At 68.4% G+C, this 9,057-nt stretch carries 13 protein-coding genes and 1 tRNA gene; 9 read left to right on the top strand and 5 right to left on the bottom strand.

The window, feature by feature from the left end; genetic code table 11:
• Positions 1-168 precede the first annotated feature (168 nt).
• Positions 169-654 carry an outer membrane protein assembly factor BamE gene (locus Q8Q77_RS01485; RefSeq protein ID WP_305580453.1) on the bottom strand — a complete coding sequence of 162 codons (486 nt, stop codon included), beginning with the start codon at positions 652-654 and terminating at the stop codon, positions 169-171.
• 103 nt (positions 655-757) lie between these two features.
• Here Q8Q77_RS01485 and Q8Q77_RS01480 point away from each other — a divergent pair, with 103 nt between their 5' ends.
• From Q8Q77_RS01480 to Q8Q77_RS01455, 6 genes are all read left to right on the top strand, one after another.
• Complete coding sequence (locus tag Q8Q77_RS01480) at positions 758-1,288, top strand: ubiquinol-cytochrome C chaperone family protein (RefSeq protein ID WP_305580451.1); 531 nt, start codon at positions 758-760, stop codon at positions 1,286-1,288.
• Positions 1,285-1,806: a DUF177 domain-containing protein gene (locus Q8Q77_RS01475; RefSeq protein WP_305580449.1), complete on the top strand. Its 522-nt coding sequence runs from the start codon at positions 1,285-1,287 to the stop codon at positions 1,804-1,806. Before Q8Q77_RS01480 ends, Q8Q77_RS01475 begins: the two co-directional genes overlap by 4 nt.
• A gap of 82 nt (positions 1,807-1,888) precedes the next feature.
• Positions 1,889-2,935 (top strand): phosphate acyltransferase PlsX, encoded by a 1,047-nt coding sequence (gene plsX / locus Q8Q77_RS01470; protein ID WP_305580447.1) that lies wholly within the window; start codon positions 1,889-1,891, stop codon positions 2,933-2,935.
• Positions 2,936-3,916: a beta-ketoacyl-ACP synthase III gene (locus Q8Q77_RS01465; RefSeq protein ID WP_305580445.1), complete on the top strand. Its 981-nt coding sequence runs from the start codon at positions 2,936-2,938 to the stop codon at positions 3,914-3,916.
• 118 nt (positions 3,917-4,034) lie between these two features.
• Positions 4,035-4,337: an integration host factor subunit alpha gene (locus Q8Q77_RS01460; RefSeq protein ID WP_305580443.1), complete on the top strand. Its 303-nt coding sequence runs from the start codon at positions 4,035-4,037 to the stop codon at positions 4,335-4,337.
• Between the two features lie 13 nt (positions 4,338-4,350).
• Positions 4,351-4,758, top strand: a complete 408-nt coding sequence (locus Q8Q77_RS01455) for a MerR family transcriptional regulator (RefSeq protein WP_305580441.1) — start codon at positions 4,351-4,353, stop codon at positions 4,756-4,758.
• Between the two features lie 40 nt (positions 4,759-4,798).
• On the opposite strand, the gene Q8Q77_RS01450 is transcribed toward Q8Q77_RS01455, so the two are convergent.
• Complete coding sequence (locus Q8Q77_RS01450) at positions 4,799-5,272, bottom strand: SRPBCC family protein (RefSeq protein WP_305580439.1); 474 nt, start codon at positions 5,270-5,272, stop codon at positions 4,799-4,801.
• A 77-nt stretch (positions 5,273-5,349) separates the two neighbouring features.
• Between Q8Q77_RS01450 and Q8Q77_RS01445 the strand changes: the two genes are divergently transcribed.
• Positions 5,350-5,426: transfer RNA gene (locus Q8Q77_RS01445), tRNA-Pro, on the top strand.
• Between the two features lie 19 nt (positions 5,427-5,445).
• Here the strand turns inward: Q8Q77_RS01445 and Q8Q77_RS01440 are convergent.
• Positions 5,446-5,646 carry a DUF2842 domain-containing protein gene (locus Q8Q77_RS01440; RefSeq protein ID WP_305580437.1) on the bottom strand — a complete coding sequence of 67 codons (201 nt, stop codon included), beginning with the start codon at positions 5,644-5,646 and terminating at the stop codon, positions 5,446-5,448.
• A 33-nt stretch (positions 5,647-5,679) separates the two neighbouring features.
• Positions 5,680-5,928, bottom strand: a complete 249-nt coding sequence (locus Q8Q77_RS01435) for a GlsB/YeaQ/YmgE family stress response membrane protein (protein WP_305580435.1) — start codon at positions 5,926-5,928, stop codon at positions 5,680-5,682.
• A 156-nt stretch (positions 5,929-6,084) separates the two neighbouring features.
• On the opposite strand from Q8Q77_RS01435, the gene Q8Q77_RS01430 reads away from it, so the two are divergent.
• Positions 6,085-7,116 carry a COX15/CtaA family protein gene (locus Q8Q77_RS01430; RefSeq protein WP_305580433.1) on the top strand — a complete coding sequence of 344 codons (1,032 nt, stop codon included), beginning with the start codon at positions 6,085-6,087 and terminating at the stop codon, positions 7,114-7,116.
• Here the strand turns inward: Q8Q77_RS01430 and Q8Q77_RS01425 are convergent.
• Complete coding sequence (locus Q8Q77_RS01425) at positions 7,113-8,549, bottom strand: alkaline phosphatase PhoX (RefSeq protein WP_305580431.1); 1,437 nt, start codon at positions 8,547-8,549, stop codon at positions 7,113-7,115. The two genes, Q8Q77_RS01430 and Q8Q77_RS01425, sit on opposite strands and share 4 nt — an antisense overlap.
• Positions 8,550-8,763: 214 nt before the next feature.
• Here Q8Q77_RS01425 and rplM point away from each other — a divergent pair.
• The coding region (gene rplM, locus Q8Q77_RS01420; protein WP_305580429.1) for a 50S ribosomal protein L13 at positions 8,764-9,057 on the top strand (294 nt) is incomplete at its 3' end.

Genomic DNA, 9,057 nt, shown 5'->3' with positions numbered 1-9,057 from the left:
TTGACTCCTGCTCAGACCGGTCGAACCTCCGTTGAAGGGCATTTTAGTCCCCCTCACCCGGCCATGCGGCCGGGAGCTCCCCCAGAGGGGGAGCATCTGGCCACCGTGCCACTTGGATCTACGGCCATATGCGATAGCCCTGCCATGAAGAGGAGGGAGAAGGGCGAACTACCGCCGGTCGCCCGGGCGGCTGCCGGGGGTGTTCTCGTCCTGATTCGGCAGCATGGTGCCGCGGCCGACATTGCCCAGGAGCTGTTCGAGGATGGTCAGCTCGCGGCCCCGCGTCGGGGTTTCGCGGCCGTTGAAGGCGATGACCTTGCCGTCCTTGAGCGACATGGTGTCGACGGTCTTCACCAGCTCGGTGTCCTTGTCGAAGGTCACGGCGACCACGTTGCGCGAAGTGACCACCGGACGGCGGAAGGCCACGCGCTCCTTCACCTGGTCGATATAGAACCAGACATTGGGGTCGAAGGTGGAGGTGGCCGACGGCGAGCCCAGGTTGGCGCGGACGGTGGACTTGGTGTCGGTCCCCACCTTCACGTCCTTCGGGTTGGCCTCAATGGCCTGGAAGCCGGAATAGGTGGTGATCGGCGCGCAGGCGGCGGTCGCCAGGAGCGAGCCAGCAAGTACGACAAAGGCGACGCGGCGAAACATGTGCGAACCGGACCTGTTCATTTGTTCGAGACTTTGACCTATCGGTCGCAGCCCCTTAGTTCAATGCCGCCTATCCGCGCCTGAGGGCGAAATCGAGGCCTGAATGTTCCTGGACCGCTTCTTCCGCCCCCGGGCCGCGCAAAATGCGGGTCGGAAACTCTATGCCGGCGTGGTCGCCCAGGCCCGCACGCCCGCACTCTACGCCGACCTCGGCGCGCCTGACACGGTGGAGGGGCGCTTCGAGCTCTATACCGCCCATGTCTTCCTGCTGCTGGACCGGCTGAAGGGGCAGGGGGCGCGCGCTTCAGAGACCTCCCAGGTCCTGTTCGACACCTATCTGGGCGCACTCGACGATGCCCTGCGCGAGATGGGCGTGGGCGACATCTCGGTCGGCAAGAAGATGCGTAAGCTGGGCGAGGCCTTCTATGGCCGGGTGAAGTCCTACGAGACGGCCTTCCAGGCTCTTCCGGACACCGCGCCCCTGGAGGCCCTGCTGGCCCGCACCGTCTATGCGCAGGCGCCGGCCGAGAACGCGCCCCGGCTGGCGGCCTATGTGCTGGCCCAGCGCGCGACGCTCGCCGGCCTGCCGCTGGACGCGCTGCTGGACGGCGACGTGGCTTGGAGCGGCGCATGACCGGCTGGACCCATCTGATTCGCCTGGGCGAGCTGACCCGCGGGCCCCTCTCGGTCCGGCTGGAGCCTGACGCGGACATCCGCGCCGCACTGGCCAAGGAACTCGCCCTGGAGAGCCTCCCGGCCCTGACCGCCCAACTCAAGGTCCGGCCCTGGCTGGACGGGGTGGAGATCACCGGCCCGTTCAAGGCCGTCGTCGGCCAGGTCTGCGGCGTAACCCTCGACGTCTTCGAGCAGGAACTGTCGGGCGAGATCGCCCTGCAGGCGGTTCCGGCCGGAAGTCCGAACGCCTATGACGAATCGGCGGGCGGCGAACTGGCGTTGGACCTCGACACGCCCGATCCGCCGGACGTACTGGAGAGCGACGAGATCGACCTGGCCCACATCCTCGTGGAGCACCTGGCGCTGGAGATCGATCCCTTTCCCCGCAAGCCTGGAGCGGAGTTCGCCTATACCCCCGACACGCCCGAGGAATCGCCCTTCGCGGTGCTCAAGGCGCTGAAGAAGGACGAGGGGTGAGCGGCTCATTTGCATCGCCCCCGGGCGGCGCTATCTTGACTGTGCATTCCGGCGCGACCGCTGTGAGGGGTGAAGCGACGCCGTGACGAAGTCTTCGGTCATCTCCATTGACGCCATGGGGGGCGACCACGGTCCATCCGTGGTGGTCCCAGGCGTGCTGCTCGCCGCCCGTGAGGCGCCGGGCCTCAAATTCATCCTGCATGGCGACGAGACGGCGATCGCCGCGGCCCTGGACGGCGCGCTCGGCGACCGTGTCCAGATCCGTCACGCCGAACGGGTCATCGCCATGGACGAGAAGCCCGCCCAGGCCCTGCGCCGGGGCAAGGGCACCTCCATGTGGGCGACAGTGGAGGCCGTGAAGGCCGGGGAGGCCGGCGCGGCCATCTCGGCCGGCAATACCGGCGCCCTGATGGCCATCTCCCTGCTGATCCTGCGGATGAGCGTCGATGTGGACCGGCCCTGCCTGGTGGTCGGCTGGCCGGGGGCCAAGGGAATCACCACGGTGCTCGACGTCGGCGCCAATGTGGACTGCGACGCCGAGCGGCTGGTGGAGTTCGCCATCATGGGCGAGGCCTTCCATCGCGCCGCCCATGGGGTGGCCAAGCCGACCGTGGGCCTGCTGAATGTAGGCTCCGAGGACATGAAGGGCCACGAGGAGGTCCGTCAGGCCCACGCGATCCTGCGGGGCGGCCGGTTCGACCTCGACTATCGCGGCTTCGTGGAGGGCGACGGGCTGTCGCGCAACGTGGTCGACGTGGTGGTGACCGACGGCTTCACCGGCAATATCGCGCTGAAGACGGCCGAGGGGACCGCCCGCTATCTGGGAGCAGAGCTGCGCGCCGCGCTCACCGGCACCGTGATGTCGAAGCTGGGCGCCCTGCTGGCGCGCCCCGGCCTGTTGAAATTTAGCGAAAAACTGTCGCCGGATGCGGCGGCGCCACTGCTCGGCCTCAATGGGGTGGTGGTGAAGAGCCACGGCGGCGCGGCGGCGCGTGACATCGCCGCGGCGATCCGCATGGCGGCCAAGCTGGCGCAAAGCGACTTCGCAGCGGAGATCGAACGGAATATGACCCGGCTCACCGCCGCGGTGGCCGAACATCAGCCGCCCGCTGTCGATGGAGCCGCCTGAGTGACGAAAGTTCTGCGTAGCGTTGTGACCGGCGTCGGCGGCTATCTGCCCGACGAGATCGTCACCAATGACGACCTGGCCAAGTTCGTCGACACCAGCGACGAGTGGATCATCGAGCGGACCGGCATCCGCCAGCGCCACCGCGCCGCCCCGGACCAGGCGGTGTCGGACCTGGCCGTGGAGGCCGCGCGCCGCGCCCTGGCCGCCGCCGGCAAGACCGCCGCCGACGTCGACATGATCGTGGTCGGCACCACCACGCCCGACCTGACCTTCCCCGCCGTGGCCACCATCGTCCAGCGTAAGCTGGGTTGCCCGGTCGGCGTGGCCTTCGACGTCCAGGCGGTCTGCTCGGGCTTCGTCTACGCGCTGTCGGCCGCCGACGGCTTCGTGGCCCGGGGCCGCTCCAAGTGCGCCCTGGTGATCGGGGCCGAGACCATGACCCGCCTGATGGACTGGACCGACCGCGGCACCTGCGTGCTGTTCGGCGACGGCGCCGGCGCGGTGGTGCTGGAGCCCGGGGAAGGCGAGGGGACCACCGCCGATCGCGGCCTGCTGGGCTTCGCCCTGCGCGCCGACGGGACCAAGCAGGATCTGCTCTATGTGGACGGCGGCGTCTCCACCACCGGCCAGATCGGCCATCTGCGCATGCAGGGCAACCAGGTGTTCCGCCACGCCGTGGTGAACATCTCCGAGGCGGTGTTCGCCGCCGCGGCCGACGCCGGAATCGAGGTCGCCGACGTCGACTGGTTCATCCCGCACCAGGCCAACCAGCGCATCCTCGAAGGCGTGGCCAAGCGGGTCGGCATCCCCCATGACAAGGTGATCTCAACCGTCGCCGAACACGCCAACACCTCGGCGGCCTCCATCCCGCTGGCCCTGGCCAAGGGTGTGGAGGACGGCCGGATCAAGCCCGGCCAGATGGTGCTGCTGGAAGCCATGGGCGGCGGCCTGACCTGGGGCGCCTGCGTCATTCGCCTCTAGGCCTCGCCCATTCCTTGGGCGTCCGGACAATTGAACGCTTGAAGCCTTTGACTTGATGCGACAATCAGGTCATGACGGATACCTGGACAAGTGCGGATTGTTCGAGGGCGGGGGCTCCATGAAGGGCGCTACGGTGACACGGGCCGACCTGTGCGAGGCGGTTCACGAAGAGGTGGGCCTGACCCGGCAGGATTGCTCCGAGCTGGTTGAGCGCACCCTGGAGCTCATGGCCCAGGCCCTGGAGCACGGGGAGCAGGTCAAGCTGTCCGGATTCGGCGTCTTCCAGGTGCGCGCCAAGCGGGCCCGGATGGGCCGCAACCCCAAGACCGGCGAGCCCGCGGCCATCGAGCCGCGCCGCGTGATCGGTTTCCGGGCGTCCCAGGTCATGAAGGCGCGGGTCGACCGCGCCCTGGCGAAGTGACGTAAGGCCCCTCGTGGCCAAGGGCCCTGACGCCTTTCGGACCATCTCGGAAGCAGCCGAAGAGCTGAACGTGCCCCAGCATGTGCTGAGGTTCTGGGAGACCCGGTTCTCCTTCATCCGCCCGATGAAGCGCGCGGGCGGCCGCCGGTTCTACCGGCCCCAGGACATCGCGGTGCTGCGAGGTGTGCGCGGCCTGCTCCACGACCAGGGCTACACCATCAAGGGCGTGCAGAAGCTGCATAAGGACCAGGGGCTGAAGCGCATGCTGGACGCCGCCTCCGGCGTCGTCGCCCGGCCCGCGGCCTTCGATCTCGACATCGAGGCCGGCCGCCTGGGCGAGGAAGGGCGCGAGCGCCTGCTGGGCGCCCTGGACGACCTGGAGGCCGCCAAGGCTCGGCTCGACAAGCTGCTGGGCCGCTAAGCGGGGCGCTACGCGCCCAATGTCTTTCGAAAAGAAGGCGCTAGGCTCCGCGCGCAAACCCGACGAAAGCGTCGAGGATCAGCGGCCAGCCGTATTCCGAGGCCATCTCGGCGCGATAGTCCGCCGCGCCCTCGCCGTGACGTTCGAAACCGGCATGGGTGAGGCTGATCAGCGTGCCGCCGTCGCCATCAGGGGCGAAGGTGATCTCGACCTGGCTGGCCTGGGCCGGATCGGGCTGGGGCGCGCTGTCGGGGCCGATCTGCCAGAGGAAGGCGATGCGCCGCCCCGGCTCGACGGCGACCGTCCGGCCCCAGTCGACGCGGAAGCCGTCCGGCCCGATCTCGTAGCAGAAGTCGCCTGGCGCGGCGCCGAGGCCGATCGCCTCCAGGCCATCAAGGCCGGAATAGGTGTAGTCGGCGGGCCACCAGTCGGCGAAGCCGTCCATGAACACGGTGAAGGCGCGCTCGGGCGGGATGGGAACGACGACACTTTCTTCGATCGGCGGACAACTCATGATCGCCTCCAGGGTCAGCGTCGATTTTCGCCCTTGCCCTGCCGACGCAAGCGTCTAGAAGGGCCGCTCGCCGATGTCGGAGCGTAGCGCAGCCTGGTAGCGCACTTGACTGGGGGTCAAGGGGTCGCAAGTTCGAATCTTGTCGCTCCGACCATCGGCGAATTCCCCAGGACCTATTGCCGACCCCGGTTCATCCACGAGATGAGCGGCAGGATCGGCACGCCCCACGCCAGGCCCGCGACGGCGTAGAACGCCAGCTGCGCCGCCCAGTGGTCGGGCAGGCGCTCGCCGATCATGATCACGGCCCAGGCGTAGACCGCCACGAAGCCGACGATGCCGATGCCGCCGATGAATTTCCGAACCCGTGCGCTCATGGGTCGGGTATAGGCGCCCGACCCCGCCGTGGTCTAGCGGCGCCTGACGAGACCCAGCAGGAACAGCAGGATGATCGCGCCCAGGGTGGCGATCACGAAGCTGCCGATCCAGCCGCCGAAGCTGATCCCGAGCATGCCGGCGACGAAGCCGCCCAGCAGGGCGCCGACCACGCCGACCGCGAGGTTGGTCAGCAGGCCGTGATTGCGCTTCATGACCTTCTCGGCGACCCAGCCGGCCAAGATGCCGATCACGATCCAACCGATGATTCCGACGCCGCTCATGCTGTAGCCCTCTCTGAAGTCCAGGCTGGGAAGTCCAGGCTGGCATAATGCGGCGAAGCTTGGCGGGTTCCAAATGCTCGCGCACCGTGGACGGCGGGGCTGAAGTCCGGTAGCCGGGCGCCGTAAGAACGCCTCGAACCTGCACGACTTTCCCCCATGACCTCCTTCCTTCGTTCCGACCGTTCCGCGCCGGTGGCCGTCTGGCTCTTCGCGGTCGCCGCCCTGGTGCTGGCCATGGTCGTGGTGGGTGGGGCGACGCGCCTCACCGACTCAGGGCTGTCGATCACCGAGTGGAAGCCTGTCACCGGCGCCTTGCCCCCGATGTCGGACCAGGACTGGGCCCAGGAGTTCGCCCGCTACAAGGAAATCCCCCAGTACCAGCAGGTGAACCGCGGCATGACGCTGGCGGCCTTCCAGTCGATCTACTGGTGGGAGTGGAGCCATCGGCTGCTGGGCCGGCTGGTCGGGGCGGCCTTCGCGCTGCCGTTCGCCTGGTTCCTGATCCGCCGCGAACTGCCCCGGCGGCTGATCTGGCGTTGCGTCGGACTGTTCGTCCTGGGCGGCCTGCAGGGGGCGGTCGGTTGGTGGATGGTGGCCAGCGGGCTGTCCGAGCGGGTCTCGGTGGCCCCGGAGCGGCTGATGGCGCATCTGGGCCTGGCCTTCGCCCTGCTGGGCGGACTGGTCTGGACGGCGCTGGAGGCCTGGAGCGGGTCCCCGCGCCAGACCATTCCCGGGCCCTGGACGCGGCGAGCCTTCGCCCTCATTGCGTTGATCTATCTGCAGATCCTGCTGGGCGCCCTGGTGGCCGGCTCCGACGCCGGCCTTGTCTACAACGACTGGCCGCTGATGAACGGAGCGCTGTTCCCGCGGGACTATGCGGGCGACAGCCTCTGGGCGACGCTCGCCCACAGCCAAGGCGCGGTCCAGCTGCACCACCGCCTGGCAGCCTACCTGCTGGTCGGAGTCGGGATCGCGGTCGCCGTGGGGGCCTGGCGCTCGCGCTATCTCAACGACGACTCGCGGATCATCGCCCTGGCGGTCGCCGCGACCATCGGGGTCCAGGCCGTGCTCGGCGTCGCCACCCTGATGCTGGGCGTGCCGGTCTGGCTGGGCGTCCTGCACCAGGTCTTCGCCGCCGTGGTCCTGTCGCTCGCCGTCGCCCTGGCCTGGCGGGTGCGTCGGCCCTAGGCCTTGAAGGTCTTCCAGGGCCCGGTGATCGCCAGGGTGCAGCCCGGCGAATAGATGTTCACGAACATCGTCGAGCCGTCCGGCGAGAAACAGACGCCGGCCAGTTCGGAGGACCCGCGCACCTTGCCGCCGCCCATCTGGGCGTTGCGGCCCAAGGTGTAGAGCTCGCCTGTCGGCGTGATCCCGCGCAGGTAGTTGGTCCCGCCCTGCTTGTCCTCGCATGCGATGATGTGACCCCAGGGGGCGATGGCGATGTTGTCGGCCATCTCCATGAAGGCGATGTCGGAGGGCTCGACGAACAACTGCAGCCGCCCCGGTTCGTCGGCCTCGCCCGGCTTGCCCTCGTGGCGGCTGGGCACGTAGCGCAACACCTGGCCATGGAACTTGGGACCGCCGCTGGTGCAGGTGAAATAGAGCTCGCCCTTGCCGAAGTGGATCCCTTCGCCGCGGGCGAACCAGGAGGCCCCGGCCGCCTTGCCGCGCTGGCGGAGGTCATTGTTGGGGTTGTCGACGCCGTCGAGGTCGATCCAGCGGACGGCCTTCCAGTCGCCGGTGTTCCAGGAGACCGAGTCCCAGTTGCGCACGTCGCTTCCGTCGGCGACGACCAGGGCCTGCAGCCTGCCCCCCTCGTGCGGCCGACGCTTGTCGTTCGGCAGGTAGCGGTAGAACAGCCCCTGACCGTCGGTCTCGTCCTCGGTCATGTAGATCACGCCCGTGCGCGGATCGACGGCGCAGGCCTCGTGCTTGAACCGGCCCATGGCCTTGATCGGCAAGGGGTCGGCCAGGCCGCGCAGCCTGGACGGCACCTCGAACACCCAGCCATGGTCCTTGCGGCTGGACTCCCCGGCGCGGAGCTTGACCTCCTCGCAGGTGAGCCACGACCCCCACGGCGTGACTCCGCCCGCGCAGTTGGTCGATGTTCCGGCCAGGCTCAGATGGTGCGCCTTCAGCTCACGCTTGCGGAGGTCATAGACCAGGGTCGAGGTCCCGCCGCCGAGCGGCAGGCCCGCCAGGTCGGTGTCGTAGAGCCGGTCGGCCGCGACCTTGGGCGCCAGGGCGCGGTCCGGGCCGAAGGCGGTGATCTGGAGGTCGCGGGGCGGGGGGCTGATCTCGTGGTTTCGGATCAGAGCCACCTTGCCGCCGCCCAGGCGGAAGCAGCCCATGCCGTCCATCTTGCCCGGGGTCAGGAAGCCGTCGTCCATCGGGTCGCCGGTCTTGGAGATCACCGCGTAGGAGAAGCCCTCCGGCAGGTCGATGATCTCCGCCGGGTCTCGGCGCAGCGGGCCGTAGCCCGTGATCTGGCTGCCGTAGCCCGGCGCCGAGAAGCCGTCCGCGTCGGGACCGGCGGCCTGGGCGTGGGCCAGTCGGGAAAGGCCCGCGAAGGCGGCGCTCGCCGCGACAGTCTGGAGGAACTGGCGTCTTGACGTGAACATGGAGAATCCCGGCTCCGCTACGATAGGGCGTTTGACCATAGAAGCGTGACGCCCAAACGACGCGGTATCATGATACCTATTTCCGAAATCCGTTGCTGGGTAACGATTTGCGCGCATCGTCGCGACGACAAGTGTTGACAGCGCGCCGTGAGCCAAGTACTAGCCGCGCCTCTCGTCGGGATCGTTCGGTCCCGCCAACTTACGGACCGTTCCCATGATGAAGACGACGGCTTCGCTGAAGCCCGCCGACGTCACGAAGAAGTGGATCGTGATCGATGCCGAGAACGCCGTTGTTGGCCGTCTCGCCTCGTTCATCGCCATGCGTCTTCGCGGCAAGCACCGCCCCGACTACACCCCGCACGTCGACTGCGGCGACTATGTCGTCGTGCTCAACGCCCACAAGGTGAAGTTCACGGGCAAGAAGCTCACGGACAAGACCTACTACTGGCACACCGGCCACCCGGGCGGCATCAAGGAACGCACCGCGGACAAGATCCTCGGCGGCAAG

The organism is Phenylobacterium sp. (assembly GCF_030698145.1).
Taxonomy (GTDB): domain Bacteria; phylum Pseudomonadota; class Alphaproteobacteria; order Caulobacterales; family Caulobacteraceae; genus Phenylobacterium.
The sequence above is the reverse complement of the archived record's forward strand: the minus strand, read 5'-3'. Positions and strand labels throughout refer to the sequence as shown.

What these genes read in the sequence shown, in the direction of transcription:
- Q8Q77_RS01485 (WP_305580453.1), bottom strand. Translation starts at nt 654, where the DNA reads ATGTTTCGCCGCGTCGCCTTTGTCGTACTTGCTGGCTCGCTCCTGGCG.
- Q8Q77_RS01480 (WP_305580451.1), top strand. Translation starts at nt 758, where the DNA reads ATGTTCCTGGACCGCTTCTTCCGCCCCCGGGCCGCGCAAAATGCGGGT.
- Q8Q77_RS01475 (WP_305580449.1), top strand. Translation starts at nt 1,285, where the DNA reads ATGACCGGCTGGACCCATCTGATTCGCCTGGGCGAGCTGACCCGCGGG.
- Q8Q77_RS01460 (WP_305580443.1), top strand. Translation starts at nt 4,035, where the DNA reads ATGAAGGGCGCTACGGTGACACGGGCCGACCTGTGCGAGGCGGTTCAC.
- Q8Q77_RS01450 (WP_305580439.1), bottom strand. Translation starts at nt 5,272, where the DNA reads ATGAGTTGTCCGCCGATCGAAGAAAGTGTCGTCGTTCCCATCCCGCCC.
- Q8Q77_RS01440 (WP_305580437.1), bottom strand. Translation starts at nt 5,646, where the DNA reads ATGAGCGCACGGGTTCGGAAATTCATCGGCGGCATCGGCATCGTCGGC.
- Q8Q77_RS01435 (WP_305580435.1), bottom strand. Translation starts at nt 5,928, where the DNA reads ATGAGCGGCGTCGGAATCATCGGTTGGATCGTGATCGGCATCTTGGCC.
- Q8Q77_RS01430 (WP_305580433.1), top strand. Translation starts at nt 6,085, where the DNA reads ATGACCTCCTTCCTTCGTTCCGACCGTTCCGCGCCGGTGGCCGTCTGG.
- Q8Q77_RS01425 (WP_305580431.1), bottom strand. Translation starts at nt 8,549, where the DNA reads ATGTTCACGTCAAGACGCCAGTTCCTCCAGACTGTCGCGGCGAGCGCC.